The sequence below is a fragment of the Streptococcus mitis genome (assembly GCF_003944325.1).
Classification (GTDB): Bacteria; Bacillota; Bacilli; order Lactobacillales; family Streptococcaceae; genus Streptococcus; species Streptococcus mitis_CW.
On sequence record NZ_RJPX01000016.1, the window covers coordinates 1 to 24,010 of the forward strand.

The following is a 24,010-nucleotide window of genomic DNA, read 5'->3' on the forward strand; positions in this document are numbered from 1 at the left end:
CCTATTAATAAAAAAGTAAAGACCTATTCTTTGGGTACAAAACAAAAATTAGCTTTGCTTCTAACCCTCGTTACGGAACCTGATATATTGATTTTAGATGAACCGACTAATGGTTTAGATATTGAATCATCACAAATAGTTTTAGCGGTTCTAAAAAATTTAGCTTTACATGAAAATGTGGGAATTTTAATATCGAGTCATAAATTAGAAGATATTGAAGAAATTTGTGAGAGGGTTCTTTTCTTGGAGAACGGTCTTTTGACATTCCAAAAAGTAGGAAAAGATAGCCATAATTGCTTGTTTGAGATAGCTTTTTTATCAGCTACAGATAGAGACATTTTCATTACCAAACAAGAATTTGGGGATATTGTTCAGGAAGAGGGACTGAGAATTACTATGTCTGGGAATATTCAAAGTAGTGAGCTTTTTAAATTTTTTAACGAAAACTCTATTAAAGTAGTTGATTTTGAAACTAAAAAAGAGACGCTTAAAGATATTTATCTAAATCGTTCAAAATAAAGGAAGGTTATAATCATGAAATTAAATAAATTGAATTTTCTTAAGGAAAATATAAGGGATTTATATTCATCAGGCGTAATATATCTCGGTTTGATTATCTCGTTTATACCGCCGATACTGGTTACATTCTTTATTCTAAAGACTCAAGGGACATCACTTGGTATTAAGCATATTTCAAACTTTTATGCTATGCTCGGTATGTTAATGGCTGTCATACATGCTAATCGAGTCATTAGTAGAGATTTTTCCCACAATACGATCAGTTTATTTTATAATCAACAGAAAAATCGGATGATTTACGTCTTGTCTAATTTTTTATATTCCGTCTCAGTTTCCATTATTTATGCTTTGAATGGCATTGTGTTACTAGTCATCGTAAGTAAATTGGGTGTTCCAGGTGATTTAGGATTAGATTTTATAGTAGCCATTGTAGTCAATACAATTTTGTTAGTCCTATTTTATTTTCTATTATCTTACATTTTCTATTTATACAAATTGAAAAATGGCTTGGTATTTGGTATTTTAGTAGCTTTACTACTCTTTATCCCTAATATATTAAATACGATTATGATGAATACTAGTAATGATTTGTTTATCAAAGCAATTGAACTTCTTCCTTTTTATTCCTTACCTGTATTTGTGGCTTCAAATACGATGTCTATTAGTCAGTATCTTGTGGTAATCACTACAATCATTTTATTGTACTTTTTCACTCTCAAGAAAAGCAAGAAGTATTCATTTTAGTTTCGTTTAGTATTATTTTGCAAACTTAAAATCTAGTAAAAAATCAGTCATCTTGCTATGATCCTGCTCTTGCTATGCACACGTTTTTGTCTTACACTAGACTCATTTCCAAAAGCATTATATAATAGTGATATGAAATCAACTAAACAAGAAATACAAGCAATCAAAACTCGTTTAAAAGATTCTACTAAAGCTAATACTAAACAAAAAATCAAATAGCAAGCTAGGGAGTTTATTTCAAACAATCCAACATACTGATTTTAGGCTGAAGATAATATTGGAGTGCTAATTAATGAGGTTATAATAAATAGCTGACAGCTTGTGTTAGTTTTGTATTTTTTAAGAGTAGATGAGTATTAAAACTATAAGGAGGATGCAGGTGGCTAAAAATTTAAAATTAAAATTAGCTCGTGTGGAGCTTGATTTAACACAAGGTCAACTGGCAGAGGCTGTTGGGGTGACGCGCCAGACTATTGGTTTGATAGAGGCGGGGAAATACAATCCCAGTCTCTCACTCTGCCAGTCTATTTGCAGATGTTTAGGGAAAACCCTAGACCAACTATTTTGGGAGGAAGAAGATGGTAAATAAATTCATTCATTATCAATTACTTGACGAAAGAGAAGAACAACTAATCAATAAAGCTGGGGCAGAGTCTTTTTCACTCTTTATTGGGCTTGTACTTCTAAGTTATTTGGTGGCAGTGTTGGCTCCATCTCTGTTTAATCCGAATTTTCTAGTCTATACTCTGATAGTAGGAATTTTCTTCTTTTTCAATCGTGCCCGTTATCTGGGAGTGACCTATTATAGTCGTTTTCATTTTACGATTTTGGGTTGTTTTTTCTTAACATTGGCTATTACGGCTCTTTTGATGTTGCAGAATTATCAATTCAACATAGAAATTTATCAGCACAATCCTTTGAATGTTAAATACCTGTCTGCTTGGGTCATTACTTATGTCATTTACCTTCCTTGGGTTTTTATTGGCAATATCGGTTTGAAGAGCTATGGCGAATGGGCGCAGAAAAAGTTTGAACAAGATATGGATGAATTGGAGAGTGGTGAATAGCTTGTTACTCTTTTATCAATCCAGCTAAAATGTGATATAATAGTACTAATTTATTGGAACACATGAAAGTTCTTGAAAATTTTCATGTATTTCTAGCTAAGGAAGTAGGAAAAGTATGTATCCAGATGATAGTTTGACATTGCACACGGACTTGTACCAGATCAACATGATGCAGGTTTACTTTGACCAAGGGATTCACAATAAAAAGGCGGTCTTTGAGGTGTATTTCCGCCAACAACCCTTTAAGAATGGCTATGCAGTTTTTGCAGGTTTGGAAAGAATTGTGAGTTATCTTGAAGACCTGCGTTTTTCAGATAGTGATATTGCCTATTTGGAGTCGCTAGGATATCATGGGGCATTTTTGGACTATCTCCGCAATTTCAAATTGGAGTTGACCGTTCGTTCTGCCCAAGAAGGGGACTTGGTCTTTGCTAATGAACCGATTGTGCAGGTGGAAGGCCCTCTAGCCCAATGTCAGTTGGTCGAAACGGCTCTTTTGAACATCGTCAACTACCAGACCTTGGTGGCTACTAAGGCGGCTCGTATTCGTTCGGTCATCGAAGATGAACCTTTGATGGAGTTTGGGACACGTCGGGCGCAAGAAATGGATGCGGCTATCTGGGGAACACGCGCAGCGGTGATTGGTGGAGCCAATGGAACTAGCAACGTGCGTGCTGGTAAACTCTTTGACATTCCTGTCTTGGGGACCCATGCCCATTCTTTGGTACAGGTTTATGGCAATGACTATGAGGCTTTTAAGGCTTATGCTACGACTCACAAAAATTGTGTCTTTCTTGTGGATACCTATGACACCCTTCGCATCGGTGTGCCAGCTGCCATTCAGGTGGCGCGTGAGCTGGGCGACCAGATTAACTTTATGGGTGTACGGATTGACTCTGGGGATATTGCCTACATCTCCAAGAAAGTCCGTCAGCAATTGGACGAGGCTGGATTTACAGAGGCTAAGATTTATGCTTCTAATGATTTGGACGAAAATACCATCCTCAACCTCAAGATGCAAAAGGCCAAGATTGATGTCTGGGGTGTGGGTACCAAGCTAATTACAGCCTATGACCAGCCAGCTCTTGGTGCAGTTTATAAGATTGTTGCCATTGAAGATGAAAATGGTAACATGCGCAATACTATCAAGCTGTCTAATAATGCGGAAAAAGTGTCTACGCCAGGTAAGAAGCAGGTGTGGCGGATTACCAGTCGTGAAAAAGGTAAGTCAGAAGGTGACTACATTACTTATGATGGTGTGGATGTGAGCGACATGACTGAAATCAAGATGTTCCATCCGACCTATACATACATCAAGAAGACGGTTCGTAATTTTGATGCCGTTCCTCTCTTGGTGGATATCTTCAAAGACGGGAAATTGATTTACAACCTTCCTAGCTTGACTGAGATTCAGGATTATGCTCGTAAGGAATTTGACAAGTTGTGGGATGAGTACAAGCGCGTGCTCAATCCGCAACACTATCCAGTGGATTTGGCGCGTGATGTATGGCAAGACAAGATGGACTTGATTGACAAAATGCGCAAGGAAGCCCTTGGTGAAGGAGAAGAAGAATGAGTTTGCAAGAAACGATTATCCAAGAACTGGGTGTAAAACCAGTGATTGATGCCCAAGAAGAAATCCGTCGTTCCATTGATTTCTTAAAAAGATATCTGAAAAAACATCCCTTCCTAAAAACCTTTGTACTAGGGATTTCTGGAGGACAAGACTCAACCTTGGCAGGGCGTTTGGCTCAACTAGCTATGGAAGAACTGCGAGCAGAAACGGGAGACGACAGCTACAAATTTATCGCTGTCCGCCTGCCATACGGAGTGCAAGCTGATGAAGCAGATGCCCAAAAAGCCCTAGCCTTTATCCAGCCTGATGTCAGCTTGGTAGTTAATATCAAGGAATCTGCTGACGCCATGACAGCTGCAGTTGAAGCGACAGGAAGCCCTGTTTCAGACTTCAACAAGGGAAATATCAAGGCTCGCTGCCGTATGATTGCCCAATATGCCCTGGCGGGTACCCATAGCGGAGCGGTCATTGGAACAGACCATGCTGCGGAAAATATCACAGGTTTCTTTACCAAGTTTGGTGACGGTGGTGCAGATATTTTACCACTTTTCCGCCTCAATAAACGCCAAGGAAAACAACTCTTGCAGGAACTTGGTGCAGACCCAGCCCTTTATGAAAAGATCCCAACAGCAGACCTAGAAGAAGACAAACCTGGACTGGCTGACGAAGTCGCACTTGGAGTCACCTATGAAGAGATTGACGACTACCTAGAAGGCAAAACAATCAGCCCAGAAGCTCAAGCGACCATTGAAAACTGGTGGCACAAAGGCCAACACAAACGCCACCTACCAATCACCGTATTTGATGACTTTTGGGAGTAAAAAGGTCCGGGGGACCTTTTTACCCCGAGTTTAGAAATAAGAAAATGAGGAACCTCCAGTGGAGGTTTTCAGCCCGAGTCTAGAAACGGGAAAACGAGGAGGTCCAGGGGACCTTTTTACCCCGAGTCTAGAAATAAGAAAACGAGGAAGGTCTGGTAACTCGAAGAGTTCGATTTCGTCGTCTCACCCCCGCAACGATGACTAGGTTTGAAAAAGCTTGGTAAAGCGCATTTCAAACCAGACAGCGACTGTGTCAAGTAACTAGATGAAAAACTTGTTTTCTAGCTGTTACTGAGGTTAGTTTTTTACCCTGAGCCTAGAAATGAGAAAGCGAAGAAGGTCTGGTGGACCTTTTTAGCTTATTACCTTGAGATTCGAAAGCAAAACAAATTTCAATGGAGATTGAACAGAGAATCATCTATTATAAAGTGAGGTAGCACCATGAAATCTATTGGTACGCAAATGTTACAGACAGACCGTTTGATCTTGAGAAGATTTGTGGAGAGTGATGCAGAAGCTATGTTTCAAAATTGGGCTTCGTCTGCTGAGAATCTAACCTACGTTACTTGGGATCCTCATCCTGATGTTGAGGTGACTCGGAAGTCTATTCGAAATTGGGTTGGCTCGTATACAAATCCCAACTATTACAAATGGGCCATTTGTCTTAAAGAAAACCCAGAGCAAGTGATTGGAGATATCAGTATCGTTAAGATAGATGAGGATGATTCAAGTTGTGAAATTGGCTATGTACTAGGCAAGAAATACTGGGGTCATGATATGATGACGGAGGCCTTGAAAGCTGTCTTGGAGTTCTGTTTTACTCAAGCAGGCTTTCAAAAGGTCAGAGCTCGATATGCCAGTCTCAATCCAGCTTCAGGTCGTGTTATGGAGAAGGCTGGGATGTCCTATCTAAAAACTGTTGCAAATGGGGTGGAGAGAAAGGGCTATCTTGCGGACCTTATTTATTATCAGATAAGTAGGGAGGACTGATAAGTTTAAAATTTATTGCTTATCCGCTGTCCTCATTTTTTATTTACTATTTCATTTATCCTTTCTTTTTCCGAATAAATAGATAGAAGCATCAAATCTAGTAAATTAGATTAAAAAATGTGCTATAATGAAAGGAGAGCAAATATGACTGTACGTCATCCGGGCATCAGCCCAACTAACGATTTGGTTGCTAAGAAAATCTTTAGCAATCCAGAAATCACTTGTCAATTTATTCGCGATATGTTGGATTTACCAGCCAGAAATGTAACTATTTTGGAGGGAAGTAACATTCACGTCTTGCCTTCCCTGCCGTACTCGGCGCAGGATTTCTATACCAGTATAGACGTCTTGGCGGAGTTGGATAATGGAACGCAAGTAATTATTGAAATCCAAGTTCATCATCAGAATTTTTTTATCAATCGTTTGTGGGCTTACTTATGCAGTCAGGTCAATCAAAATCTAGAAAAAATTCGTCAACGTGAAGGTGATACTCATCAGAGTTACAAACACATCGCACCAGTATACGCAATCGCTATTGTGGATAGTAATTATTTCTCAGATGACCTGGCTTTTCACAGTTTTAGCATGCGAGAGGATTCGACAGGTGAGGTTTTAACCATCACAAACAATGGACAAGAAAACCATCTAGTCAAGATGGCATTCTTGGAATTAAAAAAATATAGAGAAACCAGCAAAGATAGCATTCGCAAGCCGTGGTTGGAGTTTTTTGGGAACAAGCCCTTTACTAAACAACCCGAGCGAGCTATTAGCCAGGCAGACCAACTACTGGACTACAAGAGCTGGTCCGAGGAGGACAGGAAAATGTTTAGTGAACAGCGCAGACGCGAAGAACAAGCATTATTAGCACACGACTATGCCTTGGAACAAGCTGAAGAAAAAGGCTTGGAGCGTGGGAAAGTTGAAGGAAGTTTCACTATGTTAGTAGATCTAGTCCGTCAAGGTCTTTTAACTGCTGAGGTTGCAAGTCAGCAATTAGGCATGACTGTCTCTGAGTTTGAAGAACTATTGAAAGAGCATCATAAATAAGAACTAAAAAAATACAGAGAAACCAGCAAAGATAAGATTCGTAAACTGTAATTGGAATTTTTTATAAATCAGTAAGTCAATGATAGATTTTTCCGTGATAAACGGAAGAATCTGTTTTTTTATTTACTAGATGTTGGCTCTAAAATGTAAGATAGCTTACTTTTGGTACTCATACTTTTTTGCTTTCTTTGAAGTATAACCTGATTAAATTCCTATTTTTCCCTATTATTGTCCCTGTTTTTTCTGGAACTTTGGGGCTATAATAGTCTTATCAAATCAAAGAATGGAGGAAGGCAATGGATAATATAATCTTTCTTATCAGTGTTTTTCTTGCTGGAATTCTTTCCTTCTTTTCTCCTTGTATCTTACCCTTGTTGCCAGTCTATGCAGGGGTCTTGTTGGATGACAAAGATGGTTCTCAGGCTTTTAGTGGAAAATATTTAATCTCAGTTGTTAGTTTATTGCGAACTTTGGCTTTTATAGTAGGAATATCCTTTATCTTTATCTCACTAGGTTATGGAGCTGGTTTTTTAGGCAATTTGCTGTATGCCTCTTGGTTTCAGTATGTGACGGGTGCGCTTATCATTCTCTTGGGCTTGCATCAGATGGAAGTCTTACATTTGCAGGGACTCTACAAGGAAAGAAGGCTACAATTAAAGAGACAGGGGCAAAAGGGTAAGGGCTATAGTCAGGCATTTTTACTGGGGTTGACCTTTAGTTTTGCTTGGACGCCTTGTGTGGGGCCGGTTCTTGGCTCTGTTTTGGCCTTGGCGGCTTCAGGTGGCTCAGGTGCTTGGCAGGGAGCTGGTCTCATGTTGGTTTACACGCTGGGTTTGGCACTACCATTTTTGGCTCTAGCTCTAGCCTCCAGCTATGTTTTGAAACATTTCCGAAAACTCCATCCTTATCTCGGAACCCTCAAGAAACTGGGTGCTTTCCTCATTATCGTGATGGGAATCTTGGTGCTTTTGGGAAATGCTTCCATTTTGACTACATTATTTGAATAGAAAGGAAGAAGAAATGAAAAAATGGCAAACATGTCTACTTGGAGTAGGCTCAATCTGTTGTTTGGCAGCCTGTTCGGCTAAAAATATGTCAGACCAATCTACTATGAAGGAGCAAACCAAAACAGAACAAGTCAGTGCGCAAACTGCCACTAAAGGTCAGGAAGTCGCTGATTTTGAACTAACAGGTGTAGATGGCAAGACCTACCGCTTGTCTGATTACAAGGGCAAGAAAGTCTATCTCAAATTCTGGGCTTCTTGGTGTTCCATCTGTCTAGCCAGTCTTCCTGATACGGACGAAATCGCTAAGGATGCTGGTGATGACTATGTGGTCTTGACAGTGGTGTCTCCTGGTCACAAGGGTGAACAAGCGGAAGCTGATTTTAAGAACTGGTACAAGGGCTTGGATTATAAAAATTTTCCAGTTCTAATTGATCCGTCAGGTAAACTCTTGGAAAGTTATGGTGTCCGTTCTTACCCAACTCAAGCCTTTATAGACAAGGAAGGAAAACTGGTCAAGACGCAACCAGGTTTTATGGATAAGGATATGATTTTAAAAACATTGAAAGAAATGGGGTAGAGAAAGGTCATGAATGATAAAGTAAAATTGTTTGTCTTGGCAGGAGTCTTTTTCCTAGCCATAACCGGTTTCTATTTTCTATTGATGCGAAATGCAGGGCAGACAGATAGCTCGCAAATTGAGAAAGCATCAGTTAGCCAAGGAGGAAAAACAATGAAAAAAACAGAAGTGAGTAAAGATGCAGACTTGCACGAAATTTATCTAGCTGGAGGATGTTTCTGGGGAGTGGAGGAATACTTCTCACGCGTTCCCGGAGTGACAGATGCCGTTTCAGGCTATGCAAATGGTAGAGGGGAAACAACCAAGTACGAATTGATTAATCAAACAGGTCATGCGGAGACTGTTCATGTTACTTATGATGCCAAGCAAATTTCTCTCAAGGAAATCCTGCTTCATTATTTCCGCATTATCAATCCAACCAGCAAAAATAAACAAGGAAATGATGTGGGGACCCAGTACCGTACTGGTGTTTATTACACAGATGACAAGGATTTAGAGGTGATTAACCAAGTCTTTGATGAAGTTGCTAAGAAATATGACCAACCTCTAGCAGTTGAAAAGGAGCCTTTGAAGAATTTTGTGGTGGCTGAGGATTACCACCAAGACTATCTCAAGAAAAATCCAAATGGCTACTGCCATATCAATGTCAATCAGGCAGCCTATCCCGTCATCGATGCCAGCAAATATCCCAAACCAAGTGATGAAGAATTGAAAAAGACCTTGTCACCTGAGGAGTATGCAGTTACCCAGCAAAATCAAACAGAACGAGCTTTTTCAAATCGCTACTGGGATAAATTTGAATCCGGCATCTATGTGGATGTGGCAACTGGCGAACCCCTCTTTTCATCAAAGGATAAGTTTGAGTCTGGTTGTGGCTGGCCTAGTTTCACACAACCCATCAGTCCAGATGTCGCCACCTACAAGGAAGATAAGTCTTACAATATGACACGCATGGAAGTGAGAAGCCGAGTTGGGGATTCTCACCTTGGTCATGTCTTTACAGATGGGCCTCAGGACAAGGGTGGCTTGCGCTACTGTATTAATAGTCTCTCTATCCGCTTTATTTCCAAAGACCAAATGGAAGAAAAAGGTTATGCATATTTACTAGATTATGTCGATTAATACTCTTCGAAAATCAAATTCAAACCACGTCAGCGTCGCCTTGCCGTACTCAAGTACAGTCTGTGGCTAGCTTCCTAGTTTGCTCTTTGATTTTCATTGAGTATAAGAAGTCTTTCCTAAGCAGTTAGAGGAGAATTTTGCTATACTGATACTAGTACAAAGGAGAGAAGCATGACCTATACAATCTTAATCGTAGAAGATGAATATCTGGTAAGACAAGGCTTGACCAAGCTGGTCAATGTAGCAGCCTACGATATGGAAATCATCGGTCAAGCTGAAAATGGAAGACAGGCTTGGGAATTGATACAAAAGCAGGTGCCAGATATTATTCTAACCGATATCAACATGCCTCAGCTAAATGGCATCCAGTTGGCCAGTCTAGTCCGAGAAACCTATCCTCAGGTGCATTTGGTCTTTTTAACAGGCTACGATGATTTTGATTATGCCTTGTCTGCTGTCAAACTAGGTGTGGATGACTACCTGCTCAAGCCCTTTTCTCGTCAGGATATTGAGGAAATGTTGGGGAAAATCAAGCAAAAGTTGGACAAGGAAGAAAAGGAAGAGCAGTTACAAGATTTACTGACTGATAAGTTTGAGGGAAATATTGCCCAGAAAATCCAGTCCCATCTGGCTGATAGCCAGTTTAGTTTAAAGTCTTTGGCCAGTGACTTGGGCTTTAGTCCGACTTATCTGAGTTCTTTGATTAAGAAAGAGTTGGGTCTGCCTTTTCAGGATTATTTGGTGCGAGAACGTGTCAAACAAGCCAAGCTCTTGCTTCTGACCACAGATTTAAAGATTTATGAGATAGCCGAAAAGGTTGGTTTTGAAGATATGAACTATTTTACCCAACGTTTTAAACAGATTGCAGGTGTAACACCTCGTCAGTTTAAGAAGGGAGAAGGTCGATGAAGCGTTCTTCTCTCCTAGTCAGAATGGTTATTTCCATCTTTCTGGTCTTTCTCATTCTCCTAGCTCTGGTTGGGACTTTCTACTATCAATCTAGTTCCTCGGCCATTGAGGCTAGCATTGAGGGCAATAGCCAAACGACCATTAGTCAAACTAGCCACTTTATTCAGTCTTATATCAAAAAATTAGAAACCACCTCTACCAGTTTGACCCAGCAGGCAGATGTTCTAACCTATGCTGATAATCCCAGTCAAGACAAGGTCAAGGGAATTCGAGATTTATTTTTGACCATCTTAAAGTCAGATCAGGACTTGAAAACTGTTGTGCTGGTGACCAAATCCGGTCAGGTCATTTCTACAGATGATAGTGTACAGATGAAAACTTCCTCTGATATGATGGATGAGAATTGGTACCAAAAGGCCATTCATCAGGGAGCCATGCCAGTTTTGACTCCAGCTCGTAAATCAGATAGTCAGTGGGTCATTTCTGTCACTCAAGAACTTGTTGATGCAAAGGGAGCCAATCTGGGTGTACTTCGTTTGGATATTTCCTATGAAACTCTGGAAGCCTATCTCAACCAACTCCAGTTGGGTCAGCAGGGTTTTGCCTTTATCATCAATGAAAACCATGAATTTGTCTACCATCCTCAACACACAGTTTATAGCTCATCTAGCGAAATGGAGGCTATGAAACCCTACATCGAGACGGGACAGGGCTATACGCTGGATCACCAATCCTACGTCAGTCAGGAACAGATTGCAGGAACTGATTGGACGGTTATAGGAGTTTCTTCGTTGGAGAAGTTAGACCAGGTTCGGAGTCAACTAATGTGGACCTTGCTTGGCGCCAGTGTCACATCTCTTCTTGCCTGTCTCTGCTTGGTGTGGTTCAGTCTCAAGCGTTGGATTGCTCCCTTGAAGGATTTGAGAGAAACCATGCTGGAAATTGCTTCTGGTACACAAAATCTGCGTGCCAAGGAAACTGGTGCCTATGAGTTGAGAGAGGTGACTCGCCAGTTCAATGCCATGTTGGATCAGATTGATCAGCTGATGGTAGCTATTCGCAAGCAGGAAGAAACGACCCGGCAGTATGAACTTCAAGCCTTGTCGAGCCAGATTAATCCCCATTTCCTCTATAACACCTTGGACACCATCATCTGGATGGCTGAATTTCAGGATAGTCAGCGAGTGGTTCAGGTGACCAAGTCCTTGGCAACCTATTTCCGCTTGGCGCTCAATCAGGGTAAGGATTTGATTTCTCTTTCTGATGAAATCAATCATGTCCGCCAGTATCTCTTTATCCAGAAACAACGTTATGGAGATAAGCTGGAATACGAGATTGCTGAAAATCCTGCCTTTGATAAGCTAGTCTTACCCAAGTTGGTGTTACAACCTTTGGTAGAAAATGCCCTTTACCATGGCATCAAGGAGAAGGAAGGTCAGGGACATATTAAAGTTTCTGTTCAGAAAAAGGATTCAGGACTAGTCATCCGTATTGAGGATGATGGCGTTGGCTTCCAAGTTGCTGGCGATAGTAGTCAGAGTCAGCTCAAACGTGGAGGAGTAGGTCTTCAAAATGTCGACCAACGGCTCAAACTTCATTTTGGAGAAGATTATCAGATGAAGATTGATTCTGCACCCGACAAAGGAACGACGGTTGAAATATACATAAATAGAATAGAAACTAGCTAACTCCCGGTCAATTCTGGGAGTTTTATGCGTAATTGAGAAAGCTTTCTAGTTTGTCTATCTTGCTAAAAACAAGAAAAAACGATATGATAGATAATGACAAAAGAGGTATCAAGTATGAAGGAAAAAGATATTCAGAGAGAAACAAGCCAGATTGTAAAAGATGTATTAGAAAAGACCAATTTGAAGCAAGGATCTATCTTTGTTTTGGGTCTTTCTTCTAGTGAAGTGATAGGTGGTCAGATTGGCAAGGAATCCAGCCAAGAAATTGGCGAAATCATTGTGAAGACCATCCTAGATATCCTAGAGGAAAAAGGAATTCATCTAGCTGTTCAAGGCTGTGAACATGTCAATCGGGCCCTCGTTGTTGAACGTCAGGTGGCAGAGCAGTTTGGTCTGGAAATGGTCAGTGTCCTTCCTACCCTTCATGCAGGAGGTTCGGGTCAGTTGGCAGCCTTCAAGTTTATGCAGGATCCAGTCGAGGTTGAATTTATCAAGGCCCATGCTGGATTGGATATCGGAGATACTGCAATTGGCATGCATGTTAAGCATGTTCAGGTTCCGATTCGCCCTCTTTTGAGAGAGATTGGTCATGCCCACGTAACGGCGTTGGCTAGTCGCCCAAAATTAATTGGAGGTGCGCGTGCGCACTATCCGCAAGATTCTATTAGAAAGTCGTGAGAATGAAAAAAACAAAACAACAACTAGAAAAAATTACCAAATATTCGATTCGTAAGCTAACTGTTGGGGTAGGTCCTGTAGCTATTGGGGCCTTCCTTTTTGGTGCTGGTGCCTTTTCAGTAGATAAGGTGCAAGCCAATGAAGTCGGTGGTGCTCATAGTGTTCATTACCGTTATTTAGCGGAGCAGGAATTGACCGAGTCTGAAAAAGCCCTGATTCACCATGAGGTTCCAACAGAATTTCAAGATGATGATATTCTTTATGTAGTTTATCGCAAGAAGGCAACTAACAGTCAACAACTTCCTTACACAGGAAGTAAGGATCTTGCTTTGGCAGGTATTGGCTTGGCAACGGCTTCTCTAGCAGTCTTTTTGGTGTCCAAAAAAGGTCGTAAAGAAGTCCTAGGTGTTCTCTTGATTGGTTCTTTAGGAGCCAGTACCTTTGTACCTTATGGGACATTCGCATTTGAAAATAAAGAATTGCTTTCTTATAACCAAACTATTTCGGCCTCTACACATGAAGGATTGGCTGAAGGGATTATCCACATTGATGGTTATGAATACATCGGATACTTCAAGGAAGCAGAACTCCATCCATCAAGACCAGCTTCAGCTGAGAAGCCTCAGTTGCCAGTAGAAAAGCAAAGTGCAAATGAAATCGAGAAAACAGAAGTAGTTCAAGAAACACCTGCTGTCACTCCCCAACCTGTTGTTGAAAAACCTGTGGCACAAACTCCGGTTGCTCCCGCTGTTGAAGCAAAACCAGTTTCTGAGAAGCCTCAGGCTAGACAGGAAGAGAGCTTGGTAGAGATTCCTTTTGAAACGGTCACAAGCCCAGATACGAATCTAGCAGAAGGACAGACTCGTATCGTCACAGCCGGAGTAAAGGGTCAGCGTCGAATTGTAACCAAAGTTTCGATGTTCAATGGTCAAGAAGTTAGAGAAGTCATCGAAGACCAAGTTGTTCAAAATCCTGTGTCGCAAGTCATTGCAGTCGGAACTAAGAAAGAGGTGCAACCTGCCCCAACTCCAGTACCACAAGCTGAACCAAGTCACCAAGTAGCTAAAGGCACTCAAGAGGAAGGCAAAGCAGGTCAGGCTCTAACGCAACCAACATTACCAGAGGCTAGGGTAGAGTCTAAAGGAACCCAAGAGGAAGGCAAAGCAGGTCAATCCTTAACACACCCCGAATTGCCAGAGGCTACAGTAGAGTTTAAAGGCACTCAAGAGGAAGGCAAAGCAGGCCAAGCCTTAACGCACCCTGAATTACCAGAAGCTCAAGTAGGAGTGAAAGGTACCCAAGAGGAAGGCAAAGCAGGTCAATCCTTAACACACCCCGAATTGCCAGAGGCTACAGTAGAGTTTAAAGGAACCCAAGAGGAAGGCAAAGCAGGCCAAGCCTTAACGCACCCTGAATTGCCAGAAGCTCTAGTTGAAATGAAGGGTACCCAAGAAGAAGGTAAGGAAGGCCAAGCTCTAACACAAGCTGAATTACCAGAGTATAAAGAACCAGTTTCAACTAAGGGAACACAAGAAACAGGAAAAGAAGGCCAAGCTACAGAGCAATCAGCAAATCCAGAATATAAAGTAACAACTGGTACAGTTGAGAAGTCTACTGAAAGTGAACTAGATTTCACAACAGAAGTAGTTCTGGATGACACAAAATATGTGGGTGACGAAGTAGTTGAAAATCCTGGTTCTAAAGGAGTTCAAGTTACGAAAACAACTTACGAAACAGTGGAAGGTGTGGAAACAGACAAAGTCCTTTCTACAACTACAGAAGTAAAAACTCCTGCTGTTCCTAAAGTCGTTAAAAAAGGAACAAAACCAGTTGAAGGAACAACAGTTGAAACAAGAGAAGAAGTCATTCCTTTTGCTACAAAAACAGAAGATGATGACACTTTAAAACGTGGAACAACTAAAGTTGCTCAAGAAGGTGTAGACGGTAAGAAACAAATTACTGAAACGTATAAAACGATTCGTGGAGAAAAAACAAGTGAAGCTCCAACAGTAGAAGAAAAAGTTATCTTACAACCTCAAGATAAAATTATTAAGCAAGGCACAAAAGGGTTAGAAAAGCCAACATTACAATGGGCTAATACTGAAAAAGATGTCTTGAAGAAGAGTGCCACAGCTAGTTATACATTGACTAAACCAGCTGGAGTAGAAATCAAATCAATCAAATTAGCGTTAAAAGATAAAGATGGACAACTTGTCAAAGAAGTAACGGTATCTGAAAATAATTTAAACGCTACTTTAGATAAATTGAAATATTATCAAGGTTACACCCTATCTACTACAATGGTTTATGATCGTGGAGAAGGTGAAGAAACTGAGAAATTAGAAGATAAACAAATTCAATTAGACCTTAAAAAAGTTGAAATCAAAAATATCAAAGAAACCAGCTTAATGAGTGTAGATGCTGAAGGAAACGAAACAGATAAGAGCTTATTAACTGAAAAGTCAACAGATGTTGCTCCGCTTTACTTACGAGTAACAACTCATGACAATAAAGTGACAAGACTTGCTGTTGATAAGATAGAAGAAGTGGTTAAAGATGGGGAAACTTTATATAAAGTTACTGCAACTGCGCCTGATTTAGTTCAGCATACAGATTCTTCGAAATTAGCTAACGAGTATGTTTATTATATAGCTAAACCAAAACCAAAAGTGGATAATGTTTACTATGATTTCGCTGAATTGGTTGAAGCTATTCAAAATAACCCAGAAGGTGAATATAAAATTGGACAAAGCTTAAATGCTACTAATATTAAACCAAATGGAAAATCTTATATTACTAAGAAATTTAAAGGTACGTTAACTAGTACNGATGGGAATAGGTTTGCTATTCATAACTTAAGCAATCCATTATTTGATGTTATTGAAAATTCTACAATTAAAGATTTAATTTTCTCTAACGTGAATATAAATAAACCAGGTACGGATCAAATAGCGACACTTGCAAAAGATGCTACAAATACGACAATTGAAAATGTTAAAATTACGGGTAGTATTGTTGGTGGTAATGATGTAGCTGGAGTTGTTAATAATTTAAATAATGGAAGCAAAATGAAAAATGTTTCTGTTATCGGAAAACTTCGCACAGAAGGTAAAAAAGGTTGGAGTATTTCTGGTTTAGTTAACAACCAAAGAAAAGCAAATATTGAAAAAGTTTATACAGATGTAGAAATCACTGGTGAAAGAGCTCGTGGTTCAGCTTTAGTTTCAACACTTGATAGGGGTATGGACCCAATGGATGTAAGAGCTAACGGACATATTAAAAAAGCTGTAGCAAAAGGGTCAATTAACTTGAAAAACAATGTAGAGACAGGTGGAGTTATTACTAAAAACTGGCCATACGGATTTTTAGAAGATGTTATTAGTTATGTAAAAGTAACTAACGCTGAAAAACTTTATGGTTCAGGTGATATTGGAGATGATGACTTTGGGTTCCCTTATTTAAGTAGAGTTGTCAGCGTAGCTGGGGAAGCTACTGGTAATGTGACAAGAAAAAATGCGGACAAACTTAAAGAAATCTCTAAAGAAGAAGCTGATAAAAGATTAGAAAGTTTCGATATTACATCTAAAGATTTTGAAGCTCCAACATTATTAGTAGATAAGTTAAATAATAATCTCCCAAAATCTGATACGTATAAAGAGATTCAAGATTATAATGCAGAACGTGAACTTGCTTACCGAAATGTGGAAAAACTTCAACCGTTCTACAACAAAGAATGGATTATCAATCAAGGAAATAAAATTCCTGCTGGTTCTAAATTATTAACGACTGAAGTATTATCTGTAACTGGTATGAAAGATGGTCAATTCGTGACTGACTTATCAAGTGTTGATAAAATAATGATTCATTACGCTGATGGTACTAAAGAAGAAATGACGGTTGCTTCTAAGGATTCAAACGTAGCACAAGTTCGTGAATATAGTATTACAGGTCTAGATGGCATTGTTTACACACCAAATATGGTGGATAAGAATCGTGACAAACTAATTGCTGATGTGAAAGAAAAATTAGCAAGTGTCGAATTGATTTCACCTGAAGTGCGTGCATTAATGGACAAACGTAACAAACCAGCTGAGAATAGTGACAATCATAAGAACAATTACATTCGTAACTTGTTCCTTGAAGAAAGCTTTGAAGAAGTTCGAGGAAACCTTGATAAACTTGTGAAAGCTTTAGTTGAGAATGAAGACCACCAATTAAATGGTGACGAAGCTGCAATGAAAGCTCTTGTTAAGAAAGTAGACGAAAACAAAGCGAAAATTATGATGGGTCTTACTTATCTAAATCGTTACTATGGATTTAAATACGACGAAAAATCAATGAAAGATCTTATGATGTTCAAACCTGACTTCTATGGTAAGAATGTAAATATCTTAGATTTCTTGATTAAGATCGGTTCTAGAGAAAATAACATTAAAGGTAACAGAACATTAGAAGCTTATCGAGAAACGATCGGTGGAACGATTGGTATTGGTGAGTTGAACGGTTTATTAAACTATAATATGCGTTTATTCACAAACGAAACTGATATTAACACCTGGTATAAGAAAGCTGTTTCACATACAAACTATGTCGTTGAGAAACAATCATCAAATCCATTGTTTGCGGACAAGAAATATCGTTTATATGAAAACTTAAACAATGGCGAACATAGCAAATATATCTTGCCACTTCTGACTACAAAGAAAGCTCATATGTTCTTGATTTCAACATACAATACACTAGCATTTAGTGCGTTTGAGAAATATGGTAAGAATACAGAAGCTGAACGTGAAGCATTCAAGAAAGAAATTGACTTACGTGCACAAGAACAAATCAACTACTTAGACTTCTGGTCTCGCTTGGCGGCTGATAATGTACGTAATCAGTTGTTGAAATCTGAAAACATGGTTCCATCGGCTATCTGGGATAACCATGGTGCGCCAGGTGGATGGGTTGATAGAATGGGTCATACGAAGAACGGTGATTATGCTCCAATTCGTGAGTTCTATGGTCCAACTGGTAAATGGCATGGTGATAATGGTATGGGTGCGTATGCGTATATCTTTGATAGACCTCAAAACTCAGAAGCCGTGTACTATATCTGGTCAAGTATGATTAGTGATTTTGGTACATCAGCCTTTACTCATGAAACAACGCATATCAATGACCGTATGGCTTATTTAGGTGGTTGGGGACATCGTGAAGGTACAGACGTTGAAGCCTTTGCTCAAGGTATGTTACAATCGCCTGCGGTAACAAGTTCTAATGGTGATTATGGCGCATTGGGTCTAAATATGGCGTATGAGCGTAAAAATGATGGAAACCAATGGTATAACTACAATCCGAACTTGCTTGATAGTCGAGCTAAAATTGACCATTACATGAAGAACTATAACGAAGCGCTTATGATGCTCGACCATTTAGAAGCGGATGCCGTTATCGCGAAGAATGACGGAGATAACAATAAGTGGTTCAAGAAGATGGACAAGAAATGGCGTGAAAAAGCTGATCGAAATGGTTTAGTTGGACAACCACACCAATGGGATTTACTTCGTGACCTAAATGACGCGGAGAACAAGAAGAAATTGACAAGCATTGATGACCTTGTAGATGGTAATTACGTGACTAAGCATAATATGCCTGGAAATAAACATTATCGTGCTGAAGGTTTTGATACGGCATATCAAACTGTAAGTATGATGGCTGGAATTTACGGTGGTAATACAAGTCAAAGTGCTGTAGGTTCTATCTCGTTCAAACATAATACATTCCGTATGTGGGGTTACTTCGGATACTTGGATGGATTTGTCGGATATGCTTCTAACAAGTATAAACAAGAATCTAAAGCAGCTGGTAGACCAGGTCTTGGTGATGACTTCATCATTGAGAAAGTGTCTGGTGGTAAATTCCATACACTAGAAGAGTGGAAGAAAGAATGGTTCAAGGAAGTTAAAGCTAAAGGTGAAAAAGGTTTTGTTGAAATTGAAATCAATGGTGAGAAAATCTCAAACTATGCGGGACTTCAAGAGTTGTTCAACAAAGCGGTTGAAAATGACCTGAAAGCTGGTAATTCAAACCAAACAGTTGCACTTAAAGAAAAAGTTTACAAACAACTCTTACAGAAATCAGATGGATTTGCTGGTGATTTATTTACTAAAGCATAATTAAGTGTAATCAATAGTAAGAAAATGATAAAAAGGTAGATCAGCTTTGTCTGGATCTGCCTTTTTATGCTATACTTGAAATATGCATAGAAAAACAGTGATTGATTTTAGGGCTTTGGGGGAGAGATACACCTTTACCCAGCCGATTAAAGAGTTAAAAACGAGAGATGTATCAGAAGTGGCAGATTTGCTGGCACAAGTGGAAAGTTACCAAGAGCAAGGCTATTATGTGGTGGGCTATGTCAGCTACGAGGCTGCACCTGCTTTTGAGGAGAAATTAGCAGTTCATAAAGCTCCTTTACTGGCAGAGTATCTGCTATATTTTACAGTTCATGATAGGGTAGAAACTTCCCCTATTCCTCTGATTTATGACGAGGTTGATTTGCCTTCAAACTGGCAGGAAGTAACGTCTGCAGCAGACTATGAAAAGGCTATTGCCCAGATTCACCATCATTTGCGTCAGGGAGACACCTATCAGGTTAACTACACCGTCCAACTCAAGCAGGACTTAAGTGCCAATCCTTTTGCCATCTACAATCGTATGGTGGTAGAGCAGGAGGCGGGTTACAATGCTTATGTTGAACATGACGAGATGGCAGTGATTTCCATGAGCCCAGAGCTCTTTTTTGAGCAGAATGGCCGCGAGTTGACAACGCGACCAATGAAGGGAACGACTCAGCGTGGCATGACTGACCAAGAAGATCTTGAACAGTCTGGCTGGTTGGAGCAGGATCCTAAAAATCGGTCTGAAAATATGATGATCGTGGACCTCTTGCGCAATGATATGAACCGTATTTCTGAAGTGGGCAGTGAGCATGTAGAACGTCTTTGTCAAGTGGAACAGTATTCAACTGTGTGGCAGATGACTTCGACCATCAAGAGTCAATTGCGAGAGGATGTTGACCTTGTTGAAATCTTCCGTTCTCTGTTTCCTTGTGGATCCATAACGGGAGCTCCGAAAATTGCGACTATGGAAATCATCAAGAACTTGGAGCCCCAACCGCGTGGAGTCTACTGTGGAACGATTGGTCTTTTACTTCCAAATGGACGACGGATTTTTAATGTTGCTATCCGTACTATTCAACTTCACAAAGGTCAAGCCATCTATGGAGTTGGTGGAGGTATTACATGGGATAGCACATGGGAATCTGAATACCGTGAAGTTCATCAAAAGGCAGCTGTTCTCTATCGTAAACAAGCTCGTTTTCAGCTGATTACTACTGGAAAAATCAGCCAGAAGAACTTGCTGTTTGAAGAACAACATCTGGAAAGATTGAGAAAAGCTAGTCGCTATTTTGCCTTTCCTTTTGATGTAGAAGAACTGAGACAAGAGATAGAGAAGGAGTGTCAGTCTTGTGATATTGTTCAAGACTATCGCTTGCGAATTAGTCTCAGCAAGTCTGGAGAGATTGAAGTCAGTCGCCAAATCTTAACACCCCTTAGTACAAGCTTTTGTCAAGCTCAACTTTGTCTGCAGGAAGCGGATTTACAGCAAGCTTTCACCTACTTCAAAACGAGTTACCGACCTCACTTGAACCTAGGGAAACAAGAGAAGATTTACTACAATAAGTCAGGAGAACTTCTTGAAACCTCTATCGGAAATTTGGTTCTGAAAATAGCTGGGAAACTCTACACACCGCCTATCCGACTAGGAATCTTGCCAGGGATTTACCGTCAGCATTTACTGGAAACAGGACAGGCAGAAGAGAAAGTCTTGACTTTAAAAGATTTAGCTCAAGCAGAAGCTATTTACGGCTGTAATGCAGTGAGAGGCTTGTATGAGTTAAGCCTTGAGGAGAACTAGATGAAACTGATATTTTTACACGGGTTAGGGCAGTCAGCAGAGTCTTGGAAAGAAGCTCGGAATCTACTGACAGATTATCCTTCTGAGGCTATCGAGTTATTTCCTTCTACAGTTAGCAACTATCAACAAGCCAAGGAACGAGTTTATCAGCATCTAGCTCAAGAGACAGAACCTTTTATTTTGGTTGGATTGTCCTTAGGTGCTGCCCTGGCACTAGAGCTATCTAGTTACGATTTACCAAATCTTCAAGGTTTAGTTTTGTCAGGTTGCCCTCTGAAATTAGCTGGAAATATCTTATTTAAAATCCAGTTGATGATTTTTAAACTACTTCCAAAAAGTTTTTTTGAAAAACGGGGAGCAAACAAAGCTCTTATGGTCGGAGTTTCTGAGGAATTGAAGACACTTGATTTAACGGATATAGCAGGAATTTGCCCCTATCCAACCTTACTAATTTGTAGCAGCAAAGATAAACCGAATCTTAGTTCTATGAGAAGTCTTAATAAACTAATATCAGAATCCCAATTTCAGATTATCCCAGACGGTCCTCATGTTTTGAACGAAGATAAACCAGAAGAGTTTGCTGGGACAGTCAAAGATTTTCTTGAATCGTTAAAATAAGTTTGATAAAATACTATTGAAATCGATAACATCGTTATGGGAGAAAGAAATGAACAAACGTCTATTTTTAAAAATGAGTCTAGCTAGCTTGCCAGTTTTAGCCTTGTTTTCACAACCAGTTTTAGCGGAAGAAAATATCCATTTTTCTAGCTGTAAGGAAGCTTGGGCGAATGGATACGCGGATATCCATGAGGGGGATCCTGGTTATTCTGCCAAGTTAGACCGTGATCATGATGGTGTAGCTTGTGAATTGAAAAATGCCCCAAAAGGTGCTTTCAAAGCAAAACAATCAACGGCGGCTCAAACTGATACAAGTTCAGCAACAGCAAGTGGCTGGGTTAAGCAGGATGGTGCTTGGTACTACTTTGATGGAAATGGAAATCCAGTGAAAAACGCTTGGCAGGGAAGTTATTACCTGAAAGAAGATGGTCAAATGGCACAGAGCGAATGGATTTATGATGCTTCTTACCAAGCTTGGTATTACTTAAAATCAGATGGTTCTTATGCTCGCAATGCATGGCAAGGAAATTATTATTTGAAATCAGATGGCAAAATGGCAAAGAACGAGCGAGTTGATGGCGGACGTTATTATGTAGATGCTTCAGGTCTCTGGAAACCATAAATCAGATAAAATTTAGAAAGTTAATGCAAACCTTTGCATAAGTAACTAAATTTTGTTATACTAGTACTGTAAGCATTTTCAATTACTACACAATGAAAAAGGAGAATATGATGAGTCAAAAGATTATTGGGATTGACCTTGGTGGAACTTCTATCAAATTTGCAATCTTGACAACAGCAGGAGAAATCCAAGAAAAATGGTCAATCAAGACCAACATTTTAGATGAGGGAAGTCATATCGTAGATGATATGATTGAGTCTATTCAACATCGTTTGGACTTGCTTGGATTGGCAGCAACGGACTTCCAAGGTATTGGAATGGGTTCACCAGGTGTGGTTGACCGTGAAAAAGGGACTGTTATCGGTGCCTACAACCTCAACTGGAAAACCCTTCAACCAATTAAAGAAAAGATTGAAAAAGCCTTGGGCATTCCTTTTTTCATCGATAATGATGCCAACGTAGCAGCTCTTGGTGAGCGTTGGATGGGGGCTGGTGATAACCAACCAGATGTTGTCTTTATGACACTCGGTACTGGTGTTGGTGGCGGTATCGTCGCAGAAGGCAAATTGCTTCACGGTATTGCTGGTGCAGCAGGTGAACTTGGTCACATCACTGTTGACTTTGACCAACCAATCGCATGTACTTGCGGTAAGAAAGGCTGCCTTGAGACAGTGGCTTCTGCAACAGGGATTGTCAACTTGACTCGTCGCTATGCGGATGAATACGAAGGCGATGCAGAGTTGAAACGCTTGATTGATAATGGAGAAGAAGTTACTGCTAAGACTGTCTTTGACCTTGCAAAAGAAGGAGACGACCTTGCTTTAATCGTTTACCGCAACTTCTCGCGTTACTTGGGAATCGCTTGTGCCAACATCGGCTCAATCCTAAACCCATCAACAATCGTCATCGGTGGCGGTGTATCAGCTGCAGGAGAATTCCTTCTACAAGGTGTTCAAAAAGTCTACGATGAAAATACTTTCCCACAAGTACGTTTGACAACGAAATTGGCTCTTGCAACTCTAGGAAACGATGCTGGAGTTATCGGAGCAGCATCACTTGTATTGCAATAAAATAATAAAAGGGGGAAAAATGCTAACCTAGAGTTAGTAATGTTCCTCTTTTCTTTTTTATGCTATACTAGTTAGGAAATAAATGAGGTGAGAGTAAATGACAAAAGCAGATACGATTTTTAAAGAGAATATTGAACGAATCCTCAAAGACGGTGTCTTTTCTGAGCAGGCTCGTCCCAAGTACAAGGATGGGACCGTTGCCAATTCCAAGTATGTAACGGGTGCCTTTGCAGAGTATGACTTGGCAAAAGGAGAATTCCCCATTACAACCTTGCGTCCTATCGCTATCAAATCCGCCATTAAGGAAGTTCTCTGGATTTACCAAGACCAGTCTAATAGCTTAGAGGTGCTCAATGACAAGTACAATGTTCACTACTGGAATGACTGGGAAGTGGAAAATACAGGAACCATCGGTGAGCGCTATGGTGCTATTGTTAAGAAACACGATATTATCAATAAGCTTCTCAAACAGTTGGAAGCCAACCCTTGGAACCGCCGCAATATCATTTCGCTCTGGGATTACCAAGCTTTCGAAGAGACAGATGGGTTGCTTCCATGCGCCTTTCAGACTATGTTTGATGTACGTCGTGTTGATGGAGAAATCTATCTGGATGCGACCTTGACGCAACGCTCCAATGATATGCTGGTGGCCCACCACATCAATGCTATGCAGTATGTGGCTCTTCAAATGATGATTGCCAAACATTTTGGCTGGAAGGTTGGAAAGTTCTTCTACTTTATCAACAACCTCCATATCTATGACAATCAATTTGAACAAGCTCAGGAATTGCTTCGTCGGGATCCGTCAAACTGTCAACCACGTTTGGTTTTGAATGTGCCAGATGGGACTAATTTCTTTGATATTAAAGCAGAAGATTTTGAGTTGGTGGATTATGACCCTGTCAAGCCACAGTTGAAGTTTGACCTAGCTATTTAAAAGAATAGAAAAAAGAAGTTGAGACAATGAATCCCAACTTCTTTTATTTC

Annotated in this window: 19 protein-coding genes and 1 pseudogene; all 20 read left to right on the top strand. The window is 40.1% G+C overall.

All coding sequences use genetic code 11. The annotated features are described in order from the left end of the window. Window positions 1–519: ATP-binding cassette domain-containing protein (locus tag D8787_RS05755; RefSeq protein ID WP_260471383.1), on the top strand; the 519-nt coding region annotated here is incomplete at its 5' end. Between the two features lie 15 nt (window positions 520–534). Then, window positions 535–1,263 (top strand): hypothetical protein, encoded by a 729-nt coding sequence (locus D8787_RS05760; RefSeq protein ID WP_125421676.1) that lies wholly within the window; start codon window positions 535–537, stop codon window positions 1,261–1,263. Window positions 1,264–1,642: 379 nt separating this feature from the next. Then, window positions 1,643–1,852, top strand: a complete 210-nt coding sequence (locus D8787_RS05765) for a helix-turn-helix transcriptional regulator (protein WP_001107500.1) — start codon at window positions 1,643–1,645, stop codon at window positions 1,850–1,852. After that, entirely contained in the window at window positions 1,842–2,330 is a 489-nt protein-coding gene (locus tag D8787_RS05770; protein WP_125421679.1) for a DUF6773 family protein, read from the top strand. Before D8787_RS05765 ends, D8787_RS05770 begins: the two co-directional genes overlap by 11 nt. A gap of 115 nt (window positions 2,331–2,445) precedes the next feature. Continuing rightward, complete coding sequence (locus D8787_RS05775) at window positions 2,446–3,906, top strand: nicotinate phosphoribosyltransferase (protein ID WP_125421682.1); 1,461 nt, start codon at window positions 2,446–2,448, stop codon at window positions 3,904–3,906. Continuing rightward, window positions 3,903–4,727, top strand: a complete 825-nt coding sequence (gene nadE / locus D8787_RS05780) for an ammonia-dependent NAD(+) synthetase (RefSeq protein ID WP_125421685.1) — start codon at window positions 3,903–3,905, stop codon at window positions 4,725–4,727. The genes D8787_RS05775 and nadE overlap by 4 nt, the downstream gene beginning before the upstream one ends. A 441-nt stretch (window positions 4,728–5,168) precedes the next feature. Further along, window positions 5,169–5,717 (top strand): GNAT family N-acetyltransferase, encoded by a 549-nt coding sequence (locus D8787_RS05785; protein WP_125421688.1) that lies wholly within the window; start codon window positions 5,169–5,171, stop codon window positions 5,715–5,717. A gap of 144 nt (window positions 5,718–5,861) precedes the next feature. Beyond that, entirely contained in the window at window positions 5,862–6,764 is a 903-nt protein-coding gene (locus D8787_RS05790; protein WP_125421691.1) for an Rpn family recombination-promoting nuclease/putative transposase, read from the top strand. A 296-nt stretch (window positions 6,765–7,060) separates the two neighbouring features. Then, complete coding sequence (ccdA2, locus tag D8787_RS05795) at window positions 7,061–7,771, top strand: thiol-disulfide oxidoreductase-associated membrane protein CcdA2 (RefSeq protein WP_125421694.1); 711 nt, start codon at window positions 7,061–7,063, stop codon at window positions 7,769–7,771. A gap of 13 nt (window positions 7,772–7,784) precedes the next feature. Continuing rightward, on the top strand, window positions 7,785–8,348 hold the full coding sequence (locus tag D8787_RS05800) for a redoxin family protein (RefSeq protein WP_125421696.1): 564 nt from the start codon (window positions 7,785–7,787) through the stop codon (window positions 8,346–8,348). Between the two features lie 9 nt (window positions 8,349–8,357). Then, the gene (msrB, locus tag D8787_RS05805; protein WP_125421699.1) at window positions 8,358–9,470 is read left to right on the top strand and encodes a peptide-methionine (R)-S-oxide reductase MsrB; all 1,113 of its coding nucleotides are present in this window, start codon (window positions 8,358–8,360) and stop codon (window positions 9,468–9,470) included. 171 nt (window positions 9,471–9,641) lie between these two features. Then, a complete protein-coding gene (locus D8787_RS05815; RefSeq protein ID WP_084937094.1) occupies window positions 9,642–10,379 on the top strand; it encodes a response regulator transcription factor in 738 nt (245 codons plus the stop codon). Continuing rightward, complete coding sequence (locus D8787_RS05820; RefSeq protein WP_125421702.1) at window positions 10,376–12,067, top strand: cache domain-containing sensor histidine kinase; 1,692 nt, start codon at window positions 10,376–10,378, stop codon at window positions 12,065–12,067. Before D8787_RS05815 ends, D8787_RS05820 begins: the two co-directional genes overlap by 4 nt. Window positions 12,068–12,181: 114 nt before the next feature. Continuing rightward, window positions 12,182–12,745 (top strand): TIGR01440 family protein, encoded by a 564-nt coding sequence (locus D8787_RS05825; protein WP_185776760.1) that lies wholly within the window; start codon window positions 12,182–12,184, stop codon window positions 12,743–12,745. A 2-nt stretch (window positions 12,746–12,747) separates the two neighbouring features. Next, entirely contained in the window at window positions 12,748–18,909 is a 6,162-nt protein-coding gene (locus tag D8787_RS05830) for a ZmpA/ZmpB/ZmpC family metallo-endopeptidase (protein ID WP_125421708.1), read from the top strand. An 82-nt stretch (window positions 18,910–18,991) separates the two neighbouring features. Next, complete coding sequence (gene pabB / locus D8787_RS05835) at window positions 18,992–20,713, top strand: aminodeoxychorismate synthase component I (RefSeq protein WP_125421711.1); 1,722 nt, start codon at window positions 18,992–18,994, stop codon at window positions 20,711–20,713. Next, entirely contained in the window at window positions 20,714–21,331 is a 618-nt protein-coding gene (locus tag D8787_RS05840) for an alpha/beta fold hydrolase (RefSeq protein ID WP_125421714.1), read from the top strand. It abuts the gene before it with no gap. Between the two features lie 49 nt (window positions 21,332–21,380). Beyond that, window positions 21,381–21,947 (top strand): annotated as a pseudogene (locus D8787_RS05845) (excalibur calcium-binding domain-containing protein); the annotation flags it as partial. Between the two features lie 116 nt (window positions 21,948–22,063). Continuing rightward, window positions 22,064–23,023 (top strand): ROK family glucokinase, encoded by a 960-nt coding sequence (locus D8787_RS05850; RefSeq protein WP_125421720.1) that lies wholly within the window; start codon window positions 22,064–22,066, stop codon window positions 23,021–23,023. A 97-nt stretch (window positions 23,024–23,120) separates the two neighbouring features. Beyond that, window positions 23,121–23,960 carry a thymidylate synthase gene (locus D8787_RS05855; protein ID WP_125421723.1) on the top strand — a complete coding sequence of 280 codons (840 nt, stop codon included), beginning with the start codon at window positions 23,121–23,123 and terminating at the stop codon, window positions 23,958–23,960. The last annotated feature ends 50 nt before the right edge of the window (window positions 23,961–24,010 follow it).